A 24,923-nucleotide genomic window follows, 5' to 3' on the forward strand; every position below is an offset into this window, starting at 1 on the left:
GATGTGCTCGGGGCCTGCTCGGGGGCTGTTCGGGGTGTGGCCGGGTGCGCCGACCCCGGCCAGCGCACCACATCGGCGCGCTCGTCGCGCGGTGAGACGACGTGCCCGTGGTCGCACCGTTCTGCCACGCTGGGGCGGTGGAGCTGATCGCCGCGGGCCGCGACGCCGACGTCTTCGCCCTGGACGACCGCCGGGTGCTGCGCCGCTACCGCGACGGGCGCCCCGCGCACCAGGACGCCGGCCTGCTCGGCGCCGTCGTCGACGCCGGCTACCCGGCTCCCGCCGTGCTCGGGGTCGACGGGCCCGGCATGGTGCTCGAGAGGCTGAGCGGCCCCACATTGGCCGACGAGCTGCTCGCGGGCCGCTGCGACGCGGGCGAGGCGGGAGCCATCCTCGCGTCGCTGCACGCCCGCCTGCACGCCCTGCCCTGGCCGGACGGGCCCCTGCTGCACCTCGACCTGCACCCGTCCAACGTCGTCCTCGCGGGCCGCGGGCCCGTCGTGATCGACTGGACGGACGCCCGGACCGGGCCCGCGGGGCTGGACGTCGCGACCACGGCGCTGATCCTCGCGCAGACGGTGCTCTCGCCCGCGGACGCCACGGTGCAGGGCGCCGCCGACGTGGTCGCGGGGGTGGCGAGCGCGGTGCTCCGGGCCTTCGTGGCGGCGACCGGGCCCGGCTACCGCGACCACCTGGACGAGGCGGTCGCGCGCCGTCGGGCGGTCCCGATGATGACGGACGACGAGCTGGAGCGGATGGACGACGCCCGGGCGCTCGCGGCCCGCGCCTCCTGACCGTCGGTGGGAGACGGCAGGATGGCGGCGTGCACGTCGTCCTGACCCGAGAACCCCGAGGCACGGTCCGCGTGCACGACGTCGCGACGCGCGGCACGTCCGACACCACGGTGCCCGCCGCGGACCTGCCCGCGCTCGTGGCGGACGCCGAGGGCGGCGCGCGCGGAGGCGGGGTCGTGCCGCGCTGGACGTGGGACGACACGAACCGGTGGTACCCCGGCCTGCTGCGGGCGGGCGTGCGCGTGGAGCGGTCGCACGACCTGCGGCTCGTGCACCGCATCCTGCGGCACTCCACGGCCACCGAGGGCTCGGAGCTCGCGGCGTCGCCGTCCGGCGCGTGGGACACGATGGCCCCGACGCCGGCGGGCACGGCGCCGCCGGTCGGCGCCCGCCGCGCGCCGCAGGGCGAGGCGCTCTTCGACCTCGCGGCGCCCGCGCCGTCGGCCCCGGCCCCGCAGGGCGCCGGGGTGGTCGACCCGGTGGCGGAGCTGCGGCGGCAGGAGGACGCGGTGCGCGGCTCGAAAGCGCCGGGGCGGCTGCGGCTGCTGGCGGCGGGGGAGTCGGCGGGCGCGCTCGTCGCGGCCGAGATGCACCACGCGGGGCTGCCGTGGCGTGCGGACGTCCACGACGCGATCCTCACCGAGGCGCTGGGGCCACGGCCGCCCGAGGGGCAGCGGCCGGCCCTCCTCGAGGCGCTCGTCGGCCGCATCCGCGCCGCCCTCGACGCCCCGCCGTCCCTCAACCCCGACTCGCACCCGGACCTGCTCAAGGCGATGCAGTACGCCGGCGTCGGCGCGCGCAGCCTGCGCAAGTGGGAGCTGGAAAAGCTGGACCACCCCGTCGTCGCGCCGCTGCTGGAGTACAAGAACCTCTACCGCCTGCTCACCGCCAACGGCTGGCACTGGCTCGACGAGTGGGTGACCGACGGGCGGTTCCGCACCGAGTACGTGGTGGGCGGCGTCGTGACCGGGCGCTGGGCGTCCACCGGCGGCGGGGCGCTGCAGCTGCCCAAGGGGGTGCGGCGCGCGGTGGTCGCCGACCCGGGGTGGTGCCTGGTCGTGGCGGACGTCGCCCAGCTCGAGCCGCGCGTCCTGGCGGGGATGGCCGGCGACGAGGCGATGGCGACCGCGGGCCGCGCCGGAGACCTGTACGCCGGCATCGTCGCGTCAGGCGTGGTGCCGACCCGCGAGCTGGCCAAGGTGGGCATGCTCGGCGCGATGTACGGCGGCACCACGGGGGCGAGCGCGCAGGTGCTGCCGCGGCTGGGCCGGGAGTACCCGCGGGCGATCGCGCTCGTGGAGGAGGCGGCGCGCACGGGGGAGCGCGGGGGCGTCGTGACGACCTGGCTGGGCCGGTCCTCCCCGGCCCCGGGCTCCGCGTGGGACGAGGCGCAGGCGGGCGCGTTCGCCGACGACGCCGGCGCGGACGCGGCCGCGCGTGCCCGGTCGGCGACGCGGTCGTGGGGGCGGTTCACCCGCAACTTCGTGGTGCAGGGCACCGCGGCGGAGTGGGCGCTGTGCTGGCTGGCATCGATCCGCCGCCGCCTCTGGGCGCTGGGGGTCGCCGAGGGCGTGCGGCCCGGCCTGGCGCCCGCGCCGTTCGCCGACCGCCCCCACCTCGCGTTCTTCCTGCACGACGAGGTCGTGGTGCACGCCCCCCGCGAGCTCGCCGCCGCGGTCGCCGCCGAGGTGCGCGCCGCCGCCGAGGAGGCGGGGCGCCTGCTGTTCGGTGACTTCCCCGTCGACTTCCCGCTCACGGTCGCGGCGGTCGACTCGTACGCCGACGCCAAGTGACCGCCCCCAGCCTTAGGGTCGGGCCATGACCACCGGGACCGGAGACAGCACAGCACCGAGCACGCCCGCGAACCCCCCGACGCTGCGCGACGTCGTCGCCGCCCTCGAGGACCTCTACCCGCCGTCGACCGCGGAGGGCTGGGACGCGGTCGGCCTGGTGGTCGGCGACCCCGCGGCGCCCGTGCGCAGGATCCTCTTCGCCGTCGACCCGGTGGCCGCCGTGGTCGACGAGGCGATCGACTGGGGCGCGGACCTGCTGGTCACGCACCACCCGCTGTTCCTGCGGCCCGTGCACTCGGTCGCGGCCACGACGTTCAAGGGCGACGTGGTGCACCGGCTGCTGCGCGCGGGCTGCGGGCTGTACGTGGCGCACACCAACGCCGACGCCGCCCCGCGCGGCGTCGCGGACGCGCTCGCGGACCTCGTCGGCATCACCGACCGCCGCCCGCTCGTCGTCGGGGACGACGGCGCCGGGGACGGTGCCGGTCCGGTGCGCGGCATCGGCCGGGTCGGCCGGCTCGCGGAACCCACGACGCTGGGGGCGTTCGCCGAGCGCGTCGCGGCCGTGCTGCCGGCGACGGCGCAGGGCGTGCGCGTGGCCGGCGACCTGGAGGCCCCGGTCGCCACCGCCGCCGTGGTGGGCGGCTCCGGGGACTCGCTGTTCGACGCTGTCCGCGCCGCCGCCGTTGACGTGTACGTCACCGCCGACCTGCGCCACCACCCCGCCTCGGAGCTGCGGGAGCGGGCCGACTTCGAGGCCGGCGCCGCCGGCGGGGCGGCGACGCCCTTCCTCGTGGACGTGGCCCACTTCGCGAGCGAGTGGCCGTGGCTCGAGTACGCCGCCGAGGACGTCGTCGCGCGCCTCGGGGAGACGGCCGGAGGGCTGGGCGACGGGGGGACCGGGGACGGTTCCGGAGAAGGTACGGTGACCACGAGGGTGAGCACGATCGGCACCGACCCGTGGACCGCGCGGGTGGCGAGCACCGTGCGCGAGACCGACCGCCCCACCAGCTGAATCACTGCGAGAGGACCGCCCGTGGCCACTGCACCCCCCGAGGACCAGCGCCGACTGCTCGAGGTCCAGGCCCTCGACACGAGGCTGCAGCAGCTCGTCCACCAGCGCCGCAACCACCCGGCGCTGGCGACCATCGCGGAGCTCGACGGCCGCATCGGCGACCTGCACACCTCGCTCGTCGACTCGCGCACCGCCGTGGCCGACCTCGAGCGGGAGCTCGCCAAGGCGGAGTCCGACGTCGCCCAGGTGCGCACCCGCGCCGAGCGCGACCAGCAGAAGCTCGACTCCGGCGCCCTGTCGGCGAAGGACTCCCAGGCCCTGGTGAGCGAGCTCGAGTCCCTCGCGCGCCGCCAGTCGGTCCTGGAGGACGCCGAGATCGAGGTCATGGAGCGCCTCGAGGCGCACCAGGGCTCGCTGGCCGAGGTGGAGTCGGCGCACGCCGAGCTCGAGGCCGCCAAGGCGAAGGCCACCTCCGAGCGGGACGAGGCCTGGGCCGAGATCAACGCGACCGGGTCGAAGGTCAAGGCGGAGCGCGAGGCGGCCGCGGCCGGCCTCGACGCCGGCCTGGTCGCCCTGTACGACAAGCTGCGCGCGCAGCTCGGCGGCGTCGGCGCCGCGGCGCTGCGCGGCGGCCGCTGCGAGGGGTGCCGCCTCGACCTCAACCCCGGCGACCTCGCCGCCGCCAAGGCGGCCGCGCCGGAGCAGGTCGTGCGCTGCGAGGAGTGCGGCCGCATCCTCGTGCGCCTGCCGGACGACGGCGCCACGGCCTGATGGCCCGACCGTCCGGAGCGAGCCCCGCGGCGGGCGCGGACCTGCGCACCGTCGTGCTCGTCCGGCACGGCGTGACGGAACTGACCGAGGCGCGCGCCTACTCGGGCGGCGGCGTCCCCGGGCCGGCGCTGACGTCGCGGGGGCGCACCCAGGCCGCGCGCGCCGCGGACGCCGTCTTCCGCATCGGCAAGGACCTGTGGCCGGACCTGCCGCGAGTCGGCGCCCTCGTCGCCTCGCCCCTGGTGCGCACGCTCGAGACCGCGGCTGCCGTCGGGCGCCGCACCGGGCAGCACGTGCGACCGGACGACCGGTTCGCCGAGTGCGTGTTCGGCGACTGGGAGGGCCTCACCCCCGACGCGATCGCCGGCGGTTGGCCCGAGGAGTTCGCCGCCTGGGCCACGACGGGTACCGACCGTCCGCCCGGCGGCGAGTCGTACGCCGACGTGGGCGAGCGGGCGTGGGCCGGGCTGCGCGACGTCGTCACCGCGACGGAGCCGGGCGCCGCGACCGTCGTCGTCGCGCACACCGTGACGATCCGCGCCCTGGCGGGGCGGTCGCTCGGCGCGCCGGTGTCGTCGTGGCGCCTGCTGCGGGTGCCGCCCTGCTCGCTGACCGTGCTGCGCTACGGGCTCGGGGAAGAAGGCGAGCCCGCGCTCGCGGAGGTCACCGCGGCGGGCTTCCCGACCGACGGCTGAGCCTGCCCGGCGACGTCAGCGCTTCGAGGGCTTCGGTGGCTTCGGTGGCTTCGGCGGTAGTGCGAGCGCGAGGTCCACGCCGCGGTCGACCCACGCGCAGCGCGTCGTCGTCCGAGGTGACGGCGGGACCCACCACGACCGTGCCGCGCATGGTGCGCTCGCCCATCCTCATCTCGTGCGCGCCGTCGGCGAGTGCCTGCGCGTGACCGCCCGTGCCGACGTGCACCATGAGCTCGTCGTCGCCCACACCGACGGCCATGTGGGTGTTCACCATGAATGCGACGCCCCGAACATCTGCCGCTCGACGAACGGCGCGCGCTCGCCGACGGCGTCGCGGACGCGGGCGGCGAGGTCCTGGTCGTAGGCCATGCGGACCAGTGTGCGCCGGGTAGGGGGCGTCCCGCCCGTCAGGCGATGACGACCTCGAGGGTGCTGGGGCCGCGGCGGGTGGCGGCGTCGTGCAGGGTGGCCTCGACCATCCGGTACGACAGGCCCGTGCCGACCTCCGTGCCGATGACCTGCCCGTCGAGCTCGCGGGCGGCGTCGAGCAGCTCCGCGGCGCTGGTGGGCGCGGGGCCGGAGCGGCGCAGCAGGTGGCCGGTGAGCACGCCGCGCGTGTGCTTGGCGTTGTGCGAGACGACGGCGCGCTTCCCGTCCGTCTCGCGCACGACGCGGACGGTGACCCAGTCCGCGGCCGCGTCGCCGGTGGTGGCCGGCTTCCAGGCGGCGAGGTACGCGGCCGACCGGCAGTCGACGACGACGTCGCCCGCGGCGCGGGCGTCGAGGGCGGCGGCCAGGTGCGGCCGCCACGCGGTGGCGAGCTTGCCGACTCCGGGCAGGTCGACGCCCATCGAGAGGCGGTACGCGGGGATGCGGTCGGCGGGGGAGACGGCGCCCCACAGGCCCGAGAAGACGCGGACGTCGTCGGCGGCACGCCGGGCGGCGTCCGCGGGCAGCTCGGCGAGGCCGGCCGCCGCGTAGAGGACGCCGGTGTAGACGTGGGCGGCGGGCGCCGTCGGTGCGTCCTTGAGCTCGGTGTTGCGTGCGACCTCCGCACCGAGCGACGCGCCCACCCCGAGGATCTCGGTCGCGTCCGGCCGCACGCTCACCGCAGCGAGGGCGTCGAGCACGGCCAGCCGCTGCGCGGTGAGCTGCTGCGCCCCCGTGAGGCCTTCGAGGTCGACGGGAGCGGCGCCGGCTGGCGCGGGCGTCTTGCCCTCGGAGGGCGGCAGGCAGATCAGCACCCGGACACCCTAGTCGCGGGCGTCGCCCCGCCGCGGTGAGGTCGGTCACCGGCGCCGGGTGCGGGCAGGGTCGGGGCGGAGGGTCAGCGGGGCGGCGGGTCAGCGGGGTGCGCTGACGGGCTCGTCCCAGTCGACGCGGTAGTCCGTGACCCAGTCGTGCGTGCGACGGGTGGCGGCCCGGCCCACGAGGGGCAGGATGACGCGGTCGCGCAGGGTCCGGGTGACCACGCCGGGGATCTTGAGGTTCGACGTGCGCTTCGCCTGCGCGACGAGCCGCTCTACCCGGCGGCGGCGCAGCGCCTCGAAGGCGGCGAGCGCGGCGGCGGGGTCGCCGAGGTCGCGGACGCAGCGCGCCAGGACGAGGCCGTCCTCGACCGCCAGGGACGCGCCCTGGCCGGAGGTGGGGGAGATCGCGTGCGCGGCGTCGCCCACGAGACCGATCGGGCCGCGGTGCCAGACCGGGACCTGCGGGAGGTCGCGGGTGCTCCAGGGGCCGTCGATCGTGGGGGTCGCGTCGATCAGGGCGAGCGCGGGCGAGTCGTCGTCGGCGAAGAGGCACCGCAGCTCGGCGCGCCACGCCTCCGGTGTCCACGCCGCCAGGTCGGCGTCGGACGGCTCCGCGGGCTGCGGCACGTTGGCGAACCACCACACGTCGCCGGGCCCTCTGCGGACGAAGGCGAAGAACGCCTGCCGCCCGAACACCATGGTGAAGACGCCGTCCTCGCCGGGGACGTCGACGCCCGTGGCGTAGCCGCCGCTGTTGAGCAGCCCCGTGTAGCGCGGGGGAGGGGCGTCCGGGTCGAGGAGGCGGCGCGTGCGGGAGCGGAGCCCGTCGGCCCCCACCAGGAGGTCGGCCGTGGCGGTGGTGCCGTCGGCGAACGCCGCGGTGACGCGGCCGTCGGCCCCGACCGCGGCGTCGACGAGCCGCTTGCCGTGCTCGACGGCGATGCCGCGCCGGGCGGCGGCGTCGCGCAGGGCGGCGTACAGGTCGGCGCGCCGCACCGTCTGGCTGCGCAGCCCGCCGCCGGGCGCGGACTGCGGGACGGTGGCCAGCAGCCGCCCCGCGGCGTTGCGCATCTGCATGGTGGGGGTGTCGAAGCCCCCGAGGTCGGCATGGTCCACGCCGAGCACCCCGAGCGCGTGCAGCCCGTTGGGCGCCACGGTGAGGAACGAGCCGGCGTCGTCCGCGGACCGGTCGTAGGCCTCGACGACGCGGACGTCGAGGCCGGCCTTGCGGAGTGCCATGGCGGTCGCCGGCCCGGCGACGCCACCTCCGATCACGAGTGCATCCATGACGCCACCATAAAATGGCTAACCATAAGTTGGCAAGGGGATCGGGCGCGGCCGTAGGCTGTGCCCGTGACCGACCGACCGCGCTCGCCGCTCGCGATGGTGCTGCTCGCGCTCCTCGCCGAGGAGCCGATGCACGCGTACCGGATGCAGCGCCTGCTCAAGACCCGCCAGAAGGACGCCGTCGTCAACGTGGCGCGGAGCAACAGCGTCTACCAGGCGCTCGACCGCCTCGAGCGCGACGGGTACGTCGCCGTGCACGAGAAGGTCGCCGCCGACTCGGCGCCGGCCAGGGTCGTCTACGCCCTCACCGACGCGGGCCGCGAGGTGCTCTGGCGATGGATGGACGCGGCGCTGGTCGCGCCCGCGCGGGAGTTCCCGGAGTTCCGCGCCGTGCTCGCGGTGGTCTCCCTGCACGCGCCCGGCCTGGTCGCGGACCGGCTCGAGGAGCGGGCCGCGAACCTCGAGGCGATCCTCGAGAAGGCCGCCGCGGAGGACGAGCTCATGGCCCGGATGGGCCTGCCGCGCGTGCTCATGCTCGAGCAGGAGCACCTCGTCGCGGTGACCGCCGCCGAGCTCGCCTGGGTGCGCGGCGTGGTGGACGACCTGCGGTCCGGGGCGCTCACGTGGGACGCCGAGCAGATGCGTGCGACGAGCGCGCGGCACGAGGGCGACGTCTGACCCGGACGCCCCCGCCACGTCCACCAGGTGGGACCCGACCGTGACGCGGGTCGCCGGCTCCGCTAGCGTCCCCGGGCATGGTCCAGGTGAAGATCTACGGCAACCGCCGGGTGTGGGGTCAGCGGCGCACGGAGGTCTCCGACGCGCTGCACGCGGCGCTGGTCGGGGCCTGGCAGATCCCCGAGGACAAGCGGTTCCACCGGTTCCTGCTGCTCGACGACGGTGACCTCGTCGCCCCGCGCTCGGACGACTACCTGATGATCGAGATCGTCGCCTTCGCCGGCCGCACGCGGGAGGCCAAGCGCGAGCTGATCCGCCGCGTGTACGACGACGTCGCGCCGTCGCTGGGCGTCGCGCCGGACGACGTCGAACTCGTCGTGATCGAGTCGCCCGCCGAGAGCTGGGGCATCCGCGGCCGGTCCGGCGACGAGCTGGCCCTGAGCTACAAGGTCGACGTGTGACCGTACCGACGTGGGCGTCCGACCGGCTCGACCGCGCATAGACTGTGCGACGCGGACGAGTCGGTCGGACGGTCGCGTCGGCGGTGCTCTCGGGCGCCGTCGCCGAGGAACGTCCGGGCTCCGAAGGGCGAGGTGGTGGCTAACGGCCACCCGGGGTGACCCGCGGGACAGTGCCACAGAAAGCAGACCGCCGTCGCCGGGCGACCGGTGGCGGTAAGGGTGAAACGGTGGTGTAAGAGACCACCAGCGCGGCCGGTGACGGTCGTGGCTCGGTAAACCCCACCTGGAGCAAGGTCAGACAGGGAGCGTTCGAGGGTTGCCCGCCCGATGCTCCCGGGTAGACCGCTCGAGCCCTGCGGCAACGCAGGGCCTAGATGGATGACCGTCGCCCGCGCCCGGGCAACCGGGCGCGGGAACAGAACCCGGCGTACAGACCGGCTCGTCCGCACGTTCCGCCCGGGCCGGCCGTCGGTCAGGCCGCGGAGGGCTCCGGCCTGGCGGCGTGCTCGAGGGCCCAGCCGAGGGCGCGGTCGGCGACGTCCTCCCAGCCCGGGGCGGCGCAGGTCCAGTGGTCCCGGCCTTCGAGCTCGACGTACTCCGTGACGGCCGGGGACTTCTCCCAGTGCTTGGCGTTCGACCGGTTCACCGACGGGGGCATGATGTGGTCGAGCTCGCCGGCGATGAAGAGCAGGGGCGCGCGGTCGGTGCTGAAGTCCACCCAGGTCTCCTGGTGGCCGGGCTTGACGTTGGCGATCAGGCCGTAGTCCCAGATCCAGCGGCCGGGGGCCGGGATCGCGTAGCGCTCCCAGACCGCACGCGACTCCTCCTCCGAGAGCGTGTTGGTGAACGCGTAGTGGAATTCCTCGGGGGTGAACGCGACGGCGCGGTGCCGGTTCGCGGGGTTCTTCAGCGCGGGGAAGAGCGACCTCGCCTGCGAGGGCGGGTTGACGCGGACCCCCTCGGGAGGGGCCGAGTCGACGACCACCCCGGCGGCCCCCAGACCGCGCGCGAGGAGGATCTGGGGGAGGGTGCCCCCGAAGGAGTGACCCATGATGATCGGCGGCCGGTCCAGGCCCTCGATGACGCCGGCGAGGTGCTCGACGGTCTCCGGGACCGTCAGGTCGGCGATGACCTCCGGGTTCTCGCGGAGGGCCTCGACCTCGATCTCGAAGCCGGGGTAGGCGGGCGTGATGACGGTGAGGCCCTGGCGCTGGTAGTGCTGGACCCAGCCCTCCCAGCTGCGGGGCGTCATCCACAGTCCGTGGACGAGGACGATGGTGTCGGGCGCGGTCGTTCCGGTCGTGTCGCTCATGGCATGGCCTCTCGGGGTGGACGCCAAGGATCCGCGCGCAGCCGGTCGCGGTCGGTGTCGGGCGGGCGTGTCCGCTGCCCGGATCGTCAGGAGGCGTGCGTCGGTGCCGGCACGGATCAACCGTTAGGGAAGCGCTCCCACCATGGCTCGGCGGGACGCGAAAGTTCACCCGCGCGCAGGCCTGCGCCGATCGCCGCTCGTGGCGGTCGGCAGAAGGGCGCGCAGGTATCGCCGGCGGTAGAGCCGCTGGGCCACGAGGATCGCGGGGAATAACGCCCGCCACAGGCCTCGGCCGGGCCGGGTGAGGGCACGCAGCGTAAGGCGAACGGTCCCGTCGTCGTCGCGGTGGACGATGAAGGCCTCCTCTCCGGAGACGGGGTGGCCGTCGCCCACGGCGTCGTAGCCGAGCTCCCGGAGCCCCAGGTGGTGGCTCGCGAGCGTGACCACGTCGTCGCGCCCGCCCCCGGCTCGCTCCACGGCGGTGCGCACCGCCGCCACCTCGGACGGGGTGAGCCGGAACGCCGCGCTCGTCCCGGTGTCGTTGGCGTCCCAGACGAGCGCGCCGGTGTCGTCGGTCGCCGAACCGCCGATGCTGTGCGGCGCGAGCACCGTCGCGAGGCCGAGGTCCTCGTCGGACCGAGGGTCGAGGGTGAGCGACGTGCTGCGCTGTCGGCCCGCGGCGAGGCGTGCCTCCGCGACGCGGACGGCGGCGCACGCTTCGTCGGGCCACTCCTCGTCCGAGAGCACGTCGATCTCCACCCGCTCTAGACGGTCTCGCTGAGCGCTCAGCGCCGCCCGGATCGCGGCCACCCGCGCTGCTCTCGAGGCGTCGTCCCGCACGGTGAACCAGGTGCCGTCGTCCCGAGGTGTCGCACGCACCCCGTCATGGTGCCGCACGGGTGTGCCGAGCGTGCAGGCGGGCGTCGTGACAGGCTCGGGTCCGCCTCCCGGGCAGTGGTGCGGGGTCGAGCCGAGGGTTCCGCAGGTGTGAACGCTGCGTAAAGAGTTCCTATGCCGAGGTTCCGTTTCTGGTCGGCCCGGGTGTAACGTTGCCGCGTCGTGACAACGAGGTCGCGAGTCCGGATCGCAGCGCTCGAGACCGAGGCGCGCAGGGACGCAGGACGTGGGACGAAGGTGTGGCAGTGACTTTCACCGACGAGGCGCAGGCCGGGGGTATCGCCCTGGTGGAGCGGACCGACGTGAGCGTGGTGGACATGTGGGGCGAGATCGACATCGCCCTGCGCAACGAGGCGAGCGCAGCGCTCGCGAGGGCGTTCGAGCGCGACCTTCCCGTCGTCGTCGACACGTCGCGGGTGACGTTCATCGACTCCGCCGGGGTCGCCTTCCTCGTCCAGCTCTGCCGGATCGGGCGCGACGAGGGTCTGCGGGTGTCGCTGCACCGGCCGCCGGCCGCGGTGCTCGACGTGCTGCGCATGCTCGACCTCGACGTGGGCGAGGACGCGAACCTCCTCGACCGACCTGCGACCCCGACGGCGCCCGCCGCCCCGCACAGCCTCGCCGGCTGAGGGCGGACGACGGAGCGAAAGCTGTGCGTCAGTGGTCGCGACCGCTGGCGGCGAGCGCGGCGGCACCGACGATCCCCGCCCGGTTGCGCAGGGTGGCGGGGATGATCGGCGCGCGCAGGTTCAGCAGGGGCAGGAACTTCTCGTGGTGCTTGCTCACGCCGCCGCCGACGACGATGAGCTCGGGGGCGAGGAGCATCTCGACCGTCTCGAAGTAGCGCTGCAGCCGCGCGGCCCACTGGTGCCACGACAGGTCGTGGCGCTCGCGGGCGGACTCGGCGGCCCGTGACTCGGCGTCGTGCCCGTCGATCTCGAGGTGGCCGAGCTCCGTGTTCGGCACGAGCACGCCGTCCACGAGCAGGGCGGACCCGATCCCGGTGCCGAGCGTGACCATGAGGACGACCCCGTCGCGCCCCTGCGCGGCGCCGTACCGCTGCTCGCCGACGCCGGCCGCGTCGGCGTCGTTGACGGCGGTCACCTGCCGTCCCGTGGCCTCGCGGGCGAGGGCGGGCAGGTCGACGCCCTTCCACGACTTGTGCAGGTTGGCGATGAACCGGACGACGCCGTGGTCCATCGGGGCGGGGAAGGCGACGCCGACCGGCACGTGGGCCGGCAGCTCGAACGAGTCGACGAGCTCGGCGAGCACCTCCGCGACGGCCTCCGGGGTGGACCTCTCGGGGGTCGGGATGCGGCGCCGCTCGTCCGCGAACTCGCCTGTCGCCAGGTCGACCGGCGCCCCCTTGATGCCTGAACCGCCGATGTCGATGCCGAACGCGACCGGCTGCGCTGCCTCCACCATGGGCCCCATCTTGATGCAGGATCGTCCTATGAGCGACACAAGCCCGGTGCAGTACTGGTACAACACCAAGACCGGTGAGGTCGAGGAGAGCCGCGACCGCTCCAGCTGGAGCCACCGGATGGGCCCTTACCCCACCCGCGAGGCGGCCCGTAACGCCCTGGACTCGGCGCAGCGCCGCAACGAGGAGTGGGAGGGCGACGACGCCGACTGGCGCGGCAAGGACTGACGGCGGCGCCTCGCAGAGCGATGACTCCGGGCCTCGCCCGAGGTCGACCCGTGCATGACGACGACGATCGAGGCGAACGACGTCACGCTCGGCGTGGAGCACTTCGGGGACGAGTCGGACCCGCTGGTGCTCTGCGCGGGCGGCACGACGATGCTCTCCTGGCCGGACGCGCTCTGCGACGCCGTGGCGCGCGGCGGGCGCCACGTGGTGCGGTACGACCTGCGCGACGCGGGCGCGTCCACGACCGTGGACCCGGCGGCGCCGGCCTACACGCTGCGCGACCTCGCGGCCGACGCCGCGGCGCTCGCCCGGGAGCTCGACGACCGGCCGGCGCACCTGGCGGGCGTGGGTGTGGGCGGGTTCGTCGCGCAGGTCGCCGCGCTCGACCACCCGGAGGCGTTCGCGGCGCTGACCCTCGTCGGAACGCGGCCCGTCGCGCCGGGCCCGGTCGACGACGACCTGCCCGACCACGACGCCGCGGCGATGGGCCGGCTGTTCTCACTGCCGGAGCCGGACTGGTCCGACCGCGACGCCGTGGCCGACCACGCCGCGCGCAGCGCCGAGATCCTCGGTGACGATCCTGTCGCGGCGCGCGCCGTCGCCGGTCGGGTCTGGGACCGGACGCCGGGAACGACTCCCGCGGTGCACGCGGCCAACCAGCAGGGCACGGTCTTCGCCGCCCTCGACTGCGCTCCCCGCTGGCGCGAACGCCTCGGCGAGCTCGCCGTCCCGCCGCTCGTGGTGCACGGCCGGCGCGACCCGTTCTTCCCGGTCGGCAACGGGGAGGCGCTGGCAACCGAGATCCCGGGGGCGAGGCTGCTGGTCCTCGAGGACGCGTCGACGGCGGTCCCCGACTCCGCCGCCGGCCGGGTCGCGGCGGCGATGCTCGCCGCCGGCGACGTCTAGCGTTCGAAGGAGTGCGCGGCGTCGGGGAAGGTGCCTCCCCGGACCTCGGTGGCGTAGTCCTGCGCCGCCTGCCGCAGCAGGTTGCCGACCTCCGCGAACCGGCGCGCGAACCGCGGCGACCAGTCGGTCATCCCGGCCATGTCCGTCCAGACGAGCACCTGCCCGTCGACGCGCGGGCCCGCTCCGATGCCGATGGTCGGGATGCGCAGGATCTCGGTGGCGCGCGCCGCGACCTCCACCGGCACCATCTCCAGCACGACGGCCACCGCCCCGGCCTCCTGGACGGCGAGCGCGTCCTCGCACAGTGCCTCCGCGGCGTCGTCGCCCCGGCCCTGCACGCGCGGGCCGCCGAGGATGTTCTCCGACTGCGGCGTGAAGCCGAGGTGCCCGACGACGGGGATGCCGGCGTCGGTGAGCGCCCGGATCTGGGCCGCGGACCGGCGGCCGCCCTCGAGCTTGATCGCAGCGGCGCCGGTCTCCTTCATGACGCGGACGGCGGAGGCGAGGGCCTGCTCCGGCCCGGCCTCGTAGGTGCCGAACGGCAGGTCGACGACGACGAGCGCGTGCTCGGCCGCGCGCGCGACGGCGCGGGCCGGCGGGATCATGTCGTCGAGGGTGACCGGGAGCGTCGTCGCGTGCCCGTGCATGGTGTTGCCGATCGAGTCGCCCACGAGCAGCAGGTCGAGGCCCGCCGCGTCGAAGATCCGGGCCGTCACGGCGTCGTACGCCGTGAGCATCGTGAGCTTCTCGCCGCGCTCCTTGGCCTCGGCCAGGTGGTGGACCCGGACGCGCCGCCGGCGCGTGAGGTCGGCGGCGGGCGAGGGGGCTGCGGCGACGTCGGCGGCGGCGTCGGGACCGGGGTTCGACATGGCGGCCAGCCTATGCCTCCGACGCGCGGTACCGGGTATCCGTCCAGGTCGGAGCCGGGCGGGCGCGGGGGAGGCGCCAGGACATACCCCGTTAACACTTCTCGGGCAGGATGGGTTCATGGACAGGCAGCAGGAGTTCGTGCTCCGCACGGTCGAGGAGCGCGACATCCGCTTCATCCGGCTCTGGTTCACCGACGTGCTCGGGGTGCTGAAGTCGGTGGCGGTCGCCCCGGCCGAGCTCGAGCAGGCGTTCACGGAGGGCATCGGCTTCGACGGCAGCTCGATCGAGGGGCTGACGCGGGTCTACGAGGCGGACATGATCGCCAAGCCCGACCCCACCACGTTCCAGGTGCTGCCCTGGCGCGGCGAGCGGCACGGCACGGGCCGCATGTTCTGCGACATCCTCACGCCCGACGGCGAGCCCTCGCTCGCGGACTCGCGCAACGTGCTCAAGCGGACGCTCGCCAAGGCCAGCGACCGGGGCTTCACCTTCTACACGCACCCCGAGGTCGAGTTCTACCTGTTCAACCAGCTCGCGTCGCCGGAGGACCCGCTGGTCCCGGTCGACAACGGGGGCTACTTCGACCACCTGGCCCGGGGCAGCACGCACGACTTCCGCCGGGCCGCGATCACGATGCTCGAGTCGATGGGCATCTCGGTCGAGTTCTCCCACCACGAGGCCGGGCCGGGCCAGAACGAGATCGACCTGCGGTACGCCGACGCGCTGACCACGGCCGACAACCTCATGACCTTCCGCACCGTGGTCAAGGAGGTGGCGCTCGAGCAGGGCGTGTTCGCGTCGTTCATGCCCAAGCCGATCGCCGACCAGCCGGGCTCCGGGATGCACACGCACCTGTCGCTGTTCGAGGACGACCAGAACGCCTTCCACGAGCCCGGCGCGCAGTTCGAGCTCTCGAAGACGGCCCGCCAGTTCATCGCGGGCCTGCTGGTGCACGCGGCCGAGATCACGGCCGTGACCAACCAGTACGTCAACTCGTACAAGCGGCTCTGGGGCGGCGCCGAGGCGCCCAGCTACATCTGCTGGGGGCACAACAACCGCTCCGCCCTCGTGCGCGTGCCCATGTACAAGCCGGGCAAGGGCAACTCCGCCCGCGTGGAGTACCGGGCGCTCGACTCGGCGGCCAACCCCTACCTCGCGTTTGCGGTGCTGCTCGCCGCCGGGCTCAAGGGCATCGAGCACGGCTACGAGCTGCCGGAGGCCACGGGCGACGACGTCTGGGAGCTCACGGACCGCGAGCGCCGCGCGCTCGGCATCGCCCCGCTGCCGCAGTCGCTCGACGAGGCGATCGAGCTCATGGAGCGCTCCGAGCTGGTGGCCGAGACGCTCGGCGAGCACGTCTACGACTACGTCCTGCGCAACAAGCGGCAGGAGTGGGACGCGTACCGCGCGCAGGTCACGCCCTACGAGCTGCGCCGGTTCCTGCAGAACCTGTGACCGCCCGCCCGCCGACCCTCACGAGCCGGTTGTTGCACGCCGGCTTCGCGGACCTCACCCGGTCGGCGTCGCTCTGGTCCGACCCGGCGTTGCAGGAGGCCCTCGCGGCGCCCGGACGTGCGGACGCGCTCCTGGGCGCGGTCGGGACGTGCGCCGACCCGGACCTCGCGCTCCTGCAGCTGGTGCGTCTCGCTGAGCATCCCGACGCCCGTGAGCGGCTCGGGGCACTGCTCGACGAGGGCGCCCCGCCGCGGGCGCGCACCCGGCTGCTGGCCGTGCTCGGGGCCTCGTCGGCCCTGGGCGACGAGGTCGTGCGCCGTCCCGAGCTGCTCGACGTCCTCGCGGTGCCCGACGGCGCGGCGCTCGACGACGTCGACGACGCCGCGGACACCGACGGCACGGATGACACGGACGGCGCCGACGAGGGGGCGGACGGCGCCGACCCCGGCCCGCGCACCGTGACGGGCCCGGCGCAGGTGCGCGCCGCGCTGCTGCGCGCCGTCGGCGCCGACCCGGACGCCGCGGTGCCGGTGGCCGCCGACCCGGGCTCCGGGCCGGGCGACGGCTGGCCCGACGCGGGCGCGGCGACCACGACGGACGCGCTGCGCCGGGCCTATCGCGCGCGCCTGCTGGCGCTCGCCGCCGACGACCTCACCGCGAGCGAGCCGCTGACGCGCATGCCCGTCGTCGGGGCGGCGCTCGCCGACCTGGCGTCCGCGGCCCTGGAGGCCGCGCTCGCCGTCGCGCGGGCCGACCTGGACGATCACGGCGCGGGCGTGCGGCTCGCCGTCTTGGGCATGGGCAAGACCGGCGGGAGAGAGCTGAACTACGTCTCCGACGTCGACGTCGTGTACGTGTGCGAGCCCGGCGTGCTGCCGGACGGGAGCGTGCTCGACGAGCCGACGGCGCTCGCCGTCGGCACGCGCCTCGCGACCGGGCTGCAGCGCGTGTGCTCGGCCGCGTCCGCGGAGCCTGCGCTGTGGCCGGTGGACGCCGCGCTACGGCCGGAGGGCGCGCAGGGGCCGTTGGTGCGCACGCTCGCGAGCCACGTCGCGTACTACGAGCGGTGGGCCGAGACCTGGGAGTTCCAGGCCCTGCTCAAGGCGCGCCCCGTGGCCGGCGACGCGGCGCTGGGGCGCGACTACCGGGCCGCGGTCGACCCGTTCATCTGGTCGGCGGTGCACCGCGAGCACTTCGTCGAGGACGCCCGCGCGATGCGCCGCCGGGTCGAGCAGCACGTCCCCGCCGCGGAGGCGGACAGGCAGATCAAGCTGGGCAAGGGTGGCCTGCGCGACGTCGAGTTCACCGTGCAGCTGCTGCAGCTCGTGCACGGGCGGGCCGACCCGCAGATCCGCTCGCCGCACACGCTGTCCGCGCTCGCCGCGCTCGCGGCCGGCGGGTACGTCGGGCGCGAGCACGCCGCGCGGATGGCGGTCTGCTACCGGTTCCTGCGCGCGCTGGAGCACCGGGTGCAGCTGTACCGGTTGCGCCGCACCCACCTGCTGCCCACCGCGGAGGAGGACCTGCGGCGCCTGGCCCGGTCGCTCGGCATGCGCGCGGAGGGCGCCTCGGGGCTGCTCGAGCGCTGGCGAGCGACCCGACGCGAGGTGCGCGCCCTGCACGAGGAGGTCTTCTACCGGCCGCTGCTGCCTGCCTCGGCGCAGCTCTCCGACGCCGAGCTGTCGCTGTCCCCGGACGTCGCGCGCGAGCGGTTCGCCGCCGTCGGCTACCGCGACCCCGACGGCGCGATGCGGCACGTCGTGGCGCTGACGGCGGGCACGACGCGCCGGGCGGCGCTGCAGCGGCAGCTGCTGCCGGTGCTGCTCGGCTGGTTCGCGGAGGGAGCCGACCCGGACGCCGGGCTGCTGGCGTTCCGCAAGCTGTCCGACGAGCTGGGCGCCACGCCCTGGTACCTGCGCCTGCTGCGCGACTCCGAGAACGCGGCGTACCACCTGAGCCGGCTGCTGGCGTCGTCGACCTATCTCGCCGACGCCCTGGCGCGCTCGCCCGAGTCGGTGCGCTGGCTGGCGGACACGTCCGGGCTCGAGCCCCGGGGCCCGCAGCGGCTGGCGGCCGAGACCGACGCGCTCCTCACCCGCGCGGACGAGGCGAAGGCGGCCGCCCAGCGCCTGCGCGCGCTGCGCCGCCGCGAGCTGGCCCGGACGGGGGCGGCCGAGGTGCTCGGCCTGCTGCCGCCGGTGGACGCGGCGGCGGCGGTCTCGGACGCCGCGGACGTGGTGCTGGCGGGGGGACTGCGGGTCGCCGAGCACGTGGCGCGCACCGAGCTCGGCCTGGGGGAGTCGCCCACGGCGAACCCCACGCGGCTGCTGGTCGTCGCGATGGGTCGGCTCGGCGGGCGCGAGATGGGGTACGGCTCCGACGCGGACGTGATGTTCGTGCACGAGCCGGTGCCGGGCGCCGACCCGCAGCTCGCGCAGGACTTCGCCACGCGCACCGCGACGCGCCTGCGGGCCCTGCTGTCCGAGGTCGGCCCGGAGCCGGCCCTGCCGGTGGACGCGGACCTGCGCCCGGAGGGTCGTCAGGGACCCCTGGTGCGCACGCTCGACTCGTACGCCGAGTACTACGGGCGGTGGTCGAGCGTGTGGGAGGCCCAGGCGCTGCTGCGCGCCCGGCCGGTGGCGGGCGACGTCGGCGGCGACGCCTCGCTGGGCTCGCGGTTCGAGGCGCTCGTGGACCCGTTGCGCTACCCGGAGGGTGGGCTCGATGGTGCGCGCCTGCGCGAGGTGCGCCGGATCAAGGCCCGCGTCGAGGCGGAGCGCCTTCCCCGCGGCGCGGACCCGTCGCGTCACCTGAAGCTCGGCCGGGGCGGTGTCGCCGACGTCGAGTGGACGGCGCAGCTGCTCCAGCTGCAGCACGCGGCCCAGGTGCCCGCCCTGCGCACCACCGGCACGGTCGCGGCGCTCGACGCCGCGACGTCGGCGGGCCTCCTGGACCCCGAGGACGCCGCCCAGCTGCGCGACGCCTGGGTGCTGGCCTCGCGCCTGCGCTCCGCCGTCGTGCTCTGGTCGGGGCGCACCACAGGAGCGCAGACCGACCGGCTGCCGCACGACTCGCGCGACCTGGCCGGCGTCGCCGCCCTGCTCGGCGACGTGGGCACCGGGGGAGCGCTCGAGGAGCTCTACCTGCGCACCGCCCGTCGTGCCCGCGCCGTCGTGGAGCGCGTCTTCTACGGGGAGGAATGATGATGCCGGGCCGAGACGTGGTCACCTCGCGCGGCGGCGTGCGGCACGATATGTCCATGCGCATGTCACCGCTGTCGCCCGCGGGCGCGCCGTCCGCCCTTCGTCGATCCCCGGGAGCGGTCGCGTGAGCGCCGGTCTGCTCGGCCTGCTCGACGACGTCGCGGCGATCGCCAAGCTCGCCGCCGCCTCGCTCGACGACGTCGGGGCCGCCGCCGGGCGCGCCACCGCGAAGGCCGCGGGCGTCGTCGTCGACGACACCGCCGTGACCCCGCAGTACGTGCACGGCGTGGCCGCGGACCGCGAGATCCCGATCGTCAAGAAGATCGCCTGGGGGTCGATCCGCAACAAGATCCTCATCATCCTGCCGATCGCCCTGATCCTGAGCCAGTGGGCGCCCTGGCTGCTCACGCCCATCCTCATGATCGGTGGTACCTACCTCGCCTTCGAGGGCGCGGAGAAGATCTGGGGCAGGCTGCGCGGCCACGAGGGGCACGAGAAGCCCGCCGCGGCCGTCGGGCCGGACGCGGAGAAGACGCTCGTCGCCGGCGCGGTCCGCACGGACCTCATCCTCTCGGCCGAGATCATGGTCATCGCGCTGGACGAGGTGGCGCACGAGCCGTTCTTCTCCCGGCTGGTGATCCTCCTCGTCGTGGCCCTGGCGATCACCGTCATCGTCTACGGCGTCGTGGCCGTCATCGTGAAGATGGACGACATGGGCCTCGCGCTGGCGGGCCGCGAGTCCCGCGCCAGCCAGCGCCTGGGCCGCAGCCTGGTGTCCGGCATGCCGAAGGTGCTGGCCGTGATCTCCGTCGTCGGTACCGTCGCGATGCTGTGGGTCGGTGGCCACATCCTCCTGAACGGCACCCACGAGCTCGGCTGGGACGCCCCGTACGAGTTCGTCCACCACCTCGAGGAGGCCGCCGCGCACGCCGTGCCCGGCATCGGGGGCTTCCTCGGCTGGCTCGTGAACACCTTCTTCTCCGCCCTCGTCGGCGTGATCGTCGGTGCCGTCGTCGTCGCCGTCATGCACGTGCTGCCGTTCGGGAAGAAGCACGACGACGAGCACCACGACGAGCACCACGACGAGCACCACGACGAGCACCACGACGAGCCCGGTGTCGAGCGTGGGACCGAGGCCCGGCCGACGTCCACCGACGAGCCGCAGGCCTGAGCCGTCGTCCGCCCGGCACGCCCGCGACGCAGGGTATAGAACAGACGTTCGAACCGAGGCTATCCTGCTCCCGTGGGAAGCAGGAGACGGGACGATGCCGGCGGGCCGTCGGGCGCGGTCGACCGGGTGCCGCTGCGCGACGCCGCCGAGGGTGCGCCGGGCAGATCGCGCGACGGGGCGCACATCACGCGCCCGGAGCGGGGCATCCCCGTGCGGGCCTGGATCACGTCACGGCAGTCCGGCGAGCAGCTCGTCGACGGCGAGGCCACCGCCTGGACCGACGCGCAGGTGCACGTGCGGTACGTCGACTCCCACGGCCGCGAGGGCTTCGTCTGGCTGTGGGCGGGTGCCGTCACCCGGCGCTAGAAGGCGTCGCGCCCGTGCTGCGGCCCCGGCTGTCGAGCGGACCGACCGAGACCTAGCCTGGAACGGCGACCCGTGGCGGCCGTCGCCACGTCCGCGTCATCGAGGGGAGCGCGTCATGAGGGACGTGCGCTGCATGCTCGGCATGCACAAGTGGCTCCGGCGCCAGAACGAGGACTCCCAGTACCTGCTGTGCGCGCGATGCGGGCGGGACCGGCCGACGGACGGCCCGGTGCCGCCTATCGGGCGCATGGCCTGACATCGCCGGTCGACGCCGTCCCGTACCCGGGCGCGCCTGCCGGGTCGCGGAGACGCGGAACGGCGGCCCTCCCCGCAGGGAGGGCCGCCGTCCCGGGCGATCTCAGCGGCCCTGGCGGGCCGCCGATCAGATGTCGTAGTAGAGCTCGAACTCGTGCGGGTGCGGGCGCAGGCGGATCGGGTCGATCTCGTTGGTGCGCTTGTAGTCGATCCAGGTGGCGATGAGGTCCTCGGAGAAGACGTCGCCCTGCGTGAGGAACTCGTGGTCGCGCTCGAGGTTGTCGAGGGCCTCCTCGAGCGAGGCCGGCACCTGGGCGATCTGCGCGTGCTCCTCGGGGGGCAGCTCGTACAGGTCCTTGTCGATCGGTGCCGGCGGCTCGATGCGGTTCTTGATGCCGTCGATGCCGGCGAGGAGCTGCGCGGCGAACGCGAGGTACGGGTTGGCCGTCGGGTCCGGCACGCGGAACTCGACGCGCTTGGCCTTCGGCGAGGAGCCGGTCACCGGGATGCGGATGCACGCGGAGCGGTTGCGGGCCGAGTAGACCAGGTTGACCGGGGCCTCGTAGCCGGGCACCAGGCGGCGGTAGGAGTTCACCGACGGGTTGGTGAAGGCGAGCAGCGACGGCGCGTGCTTGAGGAGGCCGCCGATGTACCAGCGGGCCGTGTCGGACAGGCCGCCGTAGCCCTTCTCGTCGTAGAACAGGGGCTCGCCGTTCAGCCACAGCGACTGGTGCGAGTGCATGCCGGACCCGTTGTCGCCGAAGATCGGCTTCGGCATGAAGGTGACGGTCTTGCCGTGCTGCCAGGCGACGTTCTTGATGACGTACTTGAACTTCATCAGGTCGTCGGCCGAGTGCAGCAGGGTGTTGAACCGGTAGTTGATCTCCTGCTGGCCGGCGGTGCCCACCTCGTGGTGCGCGCGCTCGACGTCGAGCCCGACCTCCGCCAGGACCGCGCACATCTCGTCACGCAGGTCGGCGAACTGGTCGTTGGGGGAGACGGGGAAGTAGCCGCCCTTGTAGCGGGTCTTGTACCCGAGGTTGCCGCCCTCCTCCTCGCGCCCGGTGTTCCACGCGGCCTCGACCGAGTCGAGGCTGTAGAAGCTCTCGTGCTGGTTCGTCGAGAAGCGGACGTCGTCGAAGACGTAGAACTCGGCCTCGGGGGCGAAGAACGCGGTGTCCGCGATGCCGGTGGACTTCAGGTACGCCTCGGCCTTGGCGGCGATCGTGCGCGGGTCGCGGGAGTACGGCTCGTCCGTGAACGGGTCCACGATCGAGAAGTTCACGATGAGCGTCTTGCGCTTGCGGAACGGGTCCAGGTACGCCGTGGTGACGTCCGGCACGAGCTTCATGTCGGACTCGTGGATCGCCTGGAAGCCGCGGATCGACGAGCCGTCGAACATGAGGCCCTCGGTGAAGGAGGACTCGTCGAACTGCTCCACGGGGATGTTGAAGTGCTGCATCACGCCCGGCAGGTCGATGAAGCGGACGTCGATGAACTCCACCCCCTCGCGACGGGTGAAGGCGATGGCCTCCTCGGCGTTCGTGAACATGCATGCACTCCTTGCGTGGATGGTGCCGTTCGGTCGGTGCCGCCGGACGGTTCCGAAGGACTGGGCGCGACGGGCTCGTGCTCGCCGCTCGACGACCACGACCGTAGGGTGGCGGCGTTTCTCCGGCATGGCGCCATTGTTTCGAACACGTTACGGCGGGCGCGCCCGGAGCGCCGCGTAGCCTTGACGCATGGCATCGCGGGAGGACATGGGGTCGTGGCTCGAGGGCGGACGACGTGACGACGCCGGTGGCAGCGGGCGCCTCGGCCTCCCCGAGGCCGGCCGCGGCTCGCTGGCTCGCCTCGGGCGCCGCGCCGTGGCCCTCGTCGTCGACTGGGCGGTGGCGACGCTCATCGCCTACCTGGTGACGAGCCCGGCGTCGTTCGCGGAGCTGAACTCGTGGATCACGCTCGGCATCTTCGCGCTGGAGAACCTGCTGCTGGTGAGCACCGTCGGGTTCACCATCGGCCACCGCCTCCTCGGGATGCAGGTGCGCACCCTCGGCGCCCCGGACGGCGTCGCGCCGGGGTTCGCGCGCGGCGCGGTCCGTACCGTGCTGCTGTGCCTCGTGATCCCCGCCGTCGTGTGGGACCGCGACGGACGCGGCCTGCACGACCGCGCTGCCGGCACCGTCCTCGTGCGGCGCTGACACGACGCCGAAGGGCCGGGTCGCGCGTGGCGACCCGGTCCTTCGGCGGTGGTTCGAGCAGGAGAGGCTCAGCGGCCCTTGAGCCCCTTGCGGTCCGGCCGCGCCTTCATCGGGTCCACGCCCTTCGGGATCGGCAGGCGGGCGCCGCCGAGCGCCTTGAGGCGCTTCTTGACCTGGTCGGCCTCGGGGCGGGTGAGGGTGCGCTTGAGCTTCTGCACCTTCTTCGCGACCTTGGGCAGAGGGACCTGGCCCTCCTCGTTGCCGACCTGGATGAGGGTAATCGGCACGTTCGGCAGCACGCGCGCCGTCTTGCGGCGCTCGTCCTCGAGGAGACGCTGCACCCGGTGCGACGGGCCCTCGGAGACGAGGACGACGCCCGGGCGGCCGACGCCGCGGAACACGAAGTCCTGCGTGCGCGGGTTGATCGCGACCGGCTCGTCCGCGAACTCCCACCCGCCGCGGACGGTGCCCAGCGCCGCGCGGGCGGCGCCGGGCTGGCCCTCGATCTGGGTGTACGCGGCCTTCTCGGCCTTGCGCGTCAGGGTGAACATCGCGCCGAGCGCCGCGAAGGGGACGCCGAGCACGACGATGTACAGGATCTGGAAGCCGGTCGGCAGGTCGAGCAGCAGCACGACCGCGGCGACGACCGCGAGGATCCCGACGAACACGCCGAGGATCAGCCACGTCACCGTGGGGTCCTGCTTGCGCGTCATCTGGTACGCGGCCCACACCTGGTGGTACCAGCGCTGCTTCTTGGGCTTCTTCTGCTTACCGGTGGCGTCGGCGGGCGCGCCGGCGTCGGACTTGGTGCGGGCCATGGTCGTCAAGTCTAGTGGGCTCGCGGCGCAAGCAGGCTCGCGGCCTCCTGGCGCGACGTCGTCGGCTCCGCGAGGTGCGCGAGCGACTCCGGGATCGGCAGGCTGCGGCGCGTCATCGCCTGGCCCCACAGCCGGCCCGCGCGGTACGACGAACGCACCAGGGGACCGGCCATGACGCCCAGGAAGCCCATCTCCTCGGCCGCCTCGGACAGCTCGACGAACTCCTCGGGGCGCACCCAGCGGTCCACGGGGTGGTGGCGCAGCGACGGGCGCAGGTACTGCGTGATCGTCACGAGGTCGCAGCCGGCGTCGTGCAGGTCCTGCAGCGCGTCGCGCGCCTCGTCGATGGTCTCGCCCATGCCGAGGATGAGGTTCGACTTGGTGACCAGGCCGGCCTCCCGCGCCCGGGTGAGCACCGACAGCGAGCGCTCGTAACGGAACGCGGGGCGGATCTGCTTGAAGATGCGGGGCACCGTCTCGACGTTGTGCGCCATGACCTCGGGCCGCGACTCGTTGACGACGTCGAGCAGCTCGGGGATGGCGTTGAAGTCCGGGATGAGCAGCTCGACGCCGGTGCCCGGGTTGAGCGCATGGATCTGACGCACGGTCTCCGCGTACAGCCAGGCGCCGCCGTCGGCGAGGTCGTCGCGCGCGACGCCGGTGATCGTCGAGTACTTCAGCCCCATGGTCCGCACGGACTCGGCGACGCGACGCGGCTCGTCGGCGTCGAAGTCGGCCGGCTTGCCCGTGTCGATCTGGCAGAAGTCGCAGCGGCGGGTGCACTGGTCACCGCCGATGAGGAACGTGGCCTCGCGGTCCTCCCAGCACTCGAAGATGTTGGGACAGCCCGCCTCCTCGCACACCGTGTGCAGGCCTTCGCCCTTGACCAGGCCCTTGAGCTCCCGGTACTCGGGACCCATCGTGGCCTTCGTCTTGATCCACTCGGGCTTCTTCTCGATGGGGGTGGCGGCGTTGCGGGCCTCGATGCGCAGCATGCGGCGGCCCTCGGGTGCGATCGTCACGGGTGTCTCCCGGTCGTCGTCGAGCAGGTGGACGTCGGGCGGCGGGGCCTGT

The 24,923-nt window shown here is 74.4% G+C and carries 25 protein-coding genes and 1 other RNA gene; 17 read left to right on the forward strand and 9 right to left on the reverse strand.

The genetic code is table 11. The features are described 5' to 3' along the window. Window positions 1–137 precede the first annotated feature (137 nt). The 5 genes from ACFUVW_RS00255 to ACFUVW_RS00275 are packed head-to-tail and all read left to right on the forward strand — an operon-like array spanning window position 138 to window position 5,068. Complete coding sequence (locus ACFUVW_RS00255) at window positions 138–794, forward strand: phosphotransferase (RefSeq protein WP_430569334.1); 657 nt, start codon at window positions 138–140, stop codon at window positions 792–794. 29 nt (window positions 795–823) lie between these two features. Continuing rightward, window positions 824–2,587, forward strand: coding sequence for a bifunctional 3'-5' exonuclease/DNA polymerase (locus tag ACFUVW_RS00260; protein WP_430569335.1), 1,764 nt, complete (start codon window positions 824–826; stop codon window positions 2,585–2,587). A gap of 25 nt (window positions 2,588–2,612) precedes the next feature. Further along, window positions 2,613–3,602, forward strand: coding sequence for a Nif3-like dinuclear metal center hexameric protein (locus ACFUVW_RS00265; RefSeq protein WP_430569336.1), 990 nt, complete (start codon window positions 2,613–2,615; stop codon window positions 3,600–3,602). A gap of 21 nt (window positions 3,603–3,623) precedes the next feature. Then, window positions 3,624–4,373: a zinc ribbon domain-containing protein gene (locus ACFUVW_RS00270; protein WP_430569337.1), complete on the forward strand. Its 750-nt coding sequence runs from the start codon at window positions 3,624–3,626 to the stop codon at window positions 4,371–4,373. Then, window positions 4,373–5,068: a histidine phosphatase family protein gene (locus tag ACFUVW_RS00275; RefSeq protein ID WP_430569338.1), complete on the forward strand. Its 696-nt coding sequence runs from the start codon at window positions 4,373–4,375 to the stop codon at window positions 5,066–5,068. The genes ACFUVW_RS00270 and ACFUVW_RS00275 overlap by 1 nt, the downstream gene beginning before the upstream one ends. A gap of 407 nt (window positions 5,069–5,475) precedes the next feature. Here the strand turns inward: ACFUVW_RS00275 and ACFUVW_RS00280 are convergent, their stop codons facing one another. Together ACFUVW_RS00280 and ACFUVW_RS00285 are read right to left on the reverse strand one after the other, a co-directional pair. Further along, the gene (locus ACFUVW_RS00280; protein ID WP_430569339.1) at window positions 5,476–6,312 is read right to left on the reverse strand and encodes a YaaA family protein; all 837 of its coding nucleotides are present in this window, start codon (window positions 6,310–6,312) and stop codon (window positions 5,476–5,478) included. Between the two features lie 99 nt (window positions 6,313–6,411). Next, a complete protein-coding gene (locus tag ACFUVW_RS00285; RefSeq protein ID WP_430569340.1) occupies window positions 6,412–7,605 on the reverse strand; it encodes an FAD-dependent monooxygenase in 1,194 nt (397 codons plus the stop codon). A gap of 66 nt (window positions 7,606–7,671) precedes the next feature. Here ACFUVW_RS00285 and ACFUVW_RS00290 point away from each other — a divergent pair, with 66 nt between their 5' ends. The 3 genes from ACFUVW_RS00290 to rnpB all read left to right on the forward strand — a co-directional run bounded on the left by ACFUVW_RS00290 (window position 7,672) and on the right by rnpB (window position 9,190). Beyond that, window positions 7,672–8,283, forward strand: a complete 612-nt coding sequence (locus ACFUVW_RS00290) for a PadR family transcriptional regulator (protein ID WP_430569341.1) — start codon at window positions 7,672–7,674, stop codon at window positions 8,281–8,283. Window positions 8,284–8,360: 77 nt separating this feature from the next. Next, complete coding sequence (locus tag ACFUVW_RS00295; protein ID WP_430569342.1) at window positions 8,361–8,744, forward strand: tautomerase family protein; 384 nt, start codon at window positions 8,361–8,363, stop codon at window positions 8,742–8,744. A 56-nt stretch (window positions 8,745–8,800) separates the two neighbouring features. Continuing rightward, window positions 8,801–9,190, forward strand: an RNA gene (rnpB, locus tag ACFUVW_RS00300) — RNase P RNA component class A. Window positions 9,191–9,216: 26 nt separating this feature from the next. Here the strand turns inward: rnpB and ACFUVW_RS00305 are convergent. Beyond that, window positions 9,217–10,056, reverse strand: coding sequence for an alpha/beta hydrolase (locus tag ACFUVW_RS00305; RefSeq protein ID WP_430569343.1), 840 nt, complete (start codon window positions 10,054–10,056; stop codon window positions 9,217–9,219). A gap of 165 nt (window positions 10,057–10,221) precedes the next feature. Beyond that, on the reverse strand, window positions 10,222–10,935 hold the full coding sequence (locus ACFUVW_RS00310; RefSeq protein WP_430569344.1) for a DUF1990 family protein: 714 nt from the start codon (window positions 10,933–10,935) through the stop codon (window positions 10,222–10,224). A 263-nt stretch (window positions 10,936–11,198) separates the two neighbouring features. Between ACFUVW_RS00310 and ACFUVW_RS00315 the strand changes: the two genes are divergently transcribed. Next, the gene (locus ACFUVW_RS00315) at window positions 11,199–11,582 is read left to right on the forward strand and encodes an STAS domain-containing protein (RefSeq protein WP_430569345.1); all 384 of its coding nucleotides are present in this window, start codon (window positions 11,199–11,201) and stop codon (window positions 11,580–11,582) included. A 28-nt stretch (window positions 11,583–11,610) separates the two neighbouring features. Here the strand turns inward: ACFUVW_RS00315 and ppgK are convergent, their stop codons facing one another. Further along, window positions 11,611–12,378: a polyphosphate--glucose phosphotransferase gene (ppgK, locus tag ACFUVW_RS00320; protein ID WP_430569346.1), complete on the reverse strand. Its 768-nt coding sequence runs from the start codon at window positions 12,376–12,378 to the stop codon at window positions 11,611–11,613. 28 nt (window positions 12,379–12,406) lie between these two features. On the opposite strand from ppgK, the gene ACFUVW_RS00325 reads away from it, so the two are divergent. Together ACFUVW_RS00325 and ACFUVW_RS00330 are read left to right on the forward strand one after the other, a co-directional pair. After that, window positions 12,407–12,604, forward strand: coding sequence for an SPOR domain-containing protein (locus ACFUVW_RS00325; protein ID WP_430569347.1), 198 nt, complete (start codon window positions 12,407–12,409; stop codon window positions 12,602–12,604). 54 nt (window positions 12,605–12,658) lie between these two features. Next, entirely contained in the window at window positions 12,659–13,510 is an 852-nt protein-coding gene (locus ACFUVW_RS00330; protein WP_430569348.1) for an alpha/beta fold hydrolase, read from the forward strand. Here ACFUVW_RS00330 and panB read toward each other — a convergent pair. Continuing rightward, window positions 13,507–14,379 carry a 3-methyl-2-oxobutanoate hydroxymethyltransferase gene (gene panB, locus ACFUVW_RS00335; RefSeq protein WP_430569349.1) on the reverse strand — a complete coding sequence of 291 codons (873 nt, stop codon included), beginning with the start codon at window positions 14,377–14,379 and terminating at the stop codon, window positions 13,507–13,509. The two genes, ACFUVW_RS00330 and panB, sit on opposite strands and share 4 nt — an antisense overlap. Before the next feature lie 118 nt (window positions 14,380–14,497). On the opposite strand from panB, the gene glnA (ACFUVW_RS00340) reads away from it, so the two are divergent. The 5 genes from glnA (ACFUVW_RS00340) to ACFUVW_RS00360 all read left to right on the forward strand — a co-directional run bounded on the left by glnA (ACFUVW_RS00340) (window position 14,498) and on the right by ACFUVW_RS00360 (window position 20,831). After that, window positions 14,498–15,835: a type I glutamate--ammonia ligase gene (gene glnA, locus ACFUVW_RS00340; protein ID WP_430569350.1), complete on the forward strand. Its 1,338-nt coding sequence runs from the start codon at window positions 14,498–14,500 to the stop codon at window positions 15,833–15,835. After that, window positions 15,832–19,038 (forward strand): bifunctional [glutamine synthetase] adenylyltransferase/[glutamine synthetase]-adenylyl-L-tyrosine phosphorylase, encoded by a 3,207-nt coding sequence (locus ACFUVW_RS00345; RefSeq protein ID WP_430569351.1) that lies wholly within the window; start codon window positions 15,832–15,834, stop codon window positions 19,036–19,038. Before glnA (ACFUVW_RS00340) ends, ACFUVW_RS00345 begins: the two co-directional genes overlap by 4 nt. A gap of 124 nt (window positions 19,039–19,162) precedes the next feature. After that, window positions 19,163–20,209, forward strand: coding sequence for a DUF808 domain-containing protein (locus ACFUVW_RS00350; protein ID WP_430569352.1), 1,047 nt, complete (start codon window positions 19,163–19,165; stop codon window positions 20,207–20,209). A gap of 72 nt (window positions 20,210–20,281) precedes the next feature. Beyond that, entirely contained in the window at window positions 20,282–20,575 is a 294-nt protein-coding gene (locus tag ACFUVW_RS00355; RefSeq protein WP_430569353.1) for a hypothetical protein, read from the forward strand. 115 nt (window positions 20,576–20,690) lie between these two features. Continuing rightward, on the forward strand, window positions 20,691–20,831 hold the full coding sequence (locus ACFUVW_RS00360; RefSeq protein ID WP_430569354.1) for a hypothetical protein: 141 nt from the start codon (window positions 20,691–20,693) through the stop codon (window positions 20,829–20,831). A gap of 126 nt (window positions 20,832–20,957) precedes the next feature. On the opposite strand, the gene glnA (ACFUVW_RS00365) is transcribed toward ACFUVW_RS00360, so the two are convergent. After that, entirely contained in the window at window positions 20,958–22,382 is a 1,425-nt protein-coding gene (gene glnA / locus ACFUVW_RS00365; protein ID WP_430569355.1) for a type I glutamate--ammonia ligase, read from the reverse strand. Window positions 22,383–22,572: 190 nt separating this feature from the next. Between glnA (ACFUVW_RS00365) and ACFUVW_RS00370 the strand changes: the two genes are divergently transcribed. Continuing rightward, window positions 22,573–23,031, forward strand: a complete 459-nt coding sequence (locus ACFUVW_RS00370) for an RDD family protein (RefSeq protein ID WP_430569356.1) — start codon at window positions 22,573–22,575, stop codon at window positions 23,029–23,031. Between the two features lie 68 nt (window positions 23,032–23,099). Here the strand turns inward: ACFUVW_RS00370 and ACFUVW_RS00375 are convergent, their stop codons facing one another. Continuing rightward, on the reverse strand, window positions 23,100–23,849 hold the full coding sequence (locus tag ACFUVW_RS00375) for a DUF4191 domain-containing protein (RefSeq protein ID WP_430569357.1): 750 nt from the start codon (window positions 23,847–23,849) through the stop codon (window positions 23,100–23,102). 11 nt (window positions 23,850–23,860) lie between these two features. Beyond that, window positions 23,861–24,871, reverse strand: coding sequence for a lipoyl synthase (lipA, locus tag ACFUVW_RS00380; RefSeq protein WP_430569358.1), 1,011 nt, complete (start codon window positions 24,869–24,871; stop codon window positions 23,861–23,863). Window positions 24,872–24,923 lie beyond the last annotated feature (52 nt).

The sequence above is a fragment of the Isoptericola sp. NPDC057391 genome (assembly GCF_042668085.1).
Taxonomy (GTDB): domain Bacteria; phylum Actinomycetota; class Actinomycetes; order Actinomycetales; family Cellulomonadaceae; genus Isoptericola.

Bases quoted from the DNA above. Each gene is read 5' to 3' on its own strand.
- ACFUVW_RS00265 (WP_430569336.1), top strand. From the start codon at position 2,613: ATGACCACCGGGACCGGAGACAGCACAGCACCGAGCACGCCCGCGAAC.
- ACFUVW_RS00275 (WP_430569338.1), top strand. From the start codon at position 4,373: ATGGCCCGACCGTCCGGAGCGAGCCCCGCGGCGGGCGCGGACCTGCGC.
- ACFUVW_RS00285 (WP_430569340.1), bottom strand. From the start codon at position 7,605: ATGGATGCACTCGTGATCGGAGGTGGCGTCGCCGGGCCGGCGACCGCC.
- ACFUVW_RS00295 (WP_430569342.1), top strand. From the start codon at position 8,361: ATGGTCCAGGTGAAGATCTACGGCAACCGCCGGGTGTGGGGTCAGCGG.
- ACFUVW_RS00305 (WP_430569343.1), bottom strand. From the start codon at position 10,056: ATGAGCGACACGACCGGAACGACCGCGCCCGACACCATCGTCCTCGTC.
- ppgK (WP_430569346.1), bottom strand. From the start codon at position 12,378: ATGGTGGAGGCAGCGCAGCCGGTCGCGTTCGGCATCGACATCGGCGGT.
- ACFUVW_RS00325 (WP_430569347.1), top strand. From the start codon at position 12,407: ATGAGCGACACAAGCCCGGTGCAGTACTGGTACAACACCAAGACCGGT.
- ACFUVW_RS00330 (WP_430569348.1), top strand. From the start codon at position 12,659: ATGACGACGACGATCGAGGCGAACGACGTCACGCTCGGCGTGGAGCAC.
- panB (WP_430569349.1), bottom strand. From the start codon at position 14,379: ATGTCGAACCCCGGTCCCGACGCCGCCGCCGACGTCGCCGCAGCCCCC.
- glnA (WP_430569350.1), top strand. From the start codon at position 14,498: ATGGACAGGCAGCAGGAGTTCGTGCTCCGCACGGTCGAGGAGCGCGAC.
- ACFUVW_RS00360 (WP_430569354.1), top strand. From the start codon at position 20,691: ATGAGGGACGTGCGCTGCATGCTCGGCATGCACAAGTGGCTCCGGCGC.
- glnA (WP_430569355.1), bottom strand. From the start codon at position 22,382: ATGTTCACGAACGCCGAGGAGGCCATCGCCTTCACCCGTCGCGAGGGG.
- ACFUVW_RS00370 (WP_430569356.1), top strand. From the start codon at position 22,573: ATGGCATCGCGGGAGGACATGGGGTCGTGGCTCGAGGGCGGACGACGT.
- ACFUVW_RS00375 (WP_430569357.1), bottom strand. From the start codon at position 23,849: ATGGCCCGCACCAAGTCCGACGCCGGCGCGCCCGCCGACGCCACCGGT.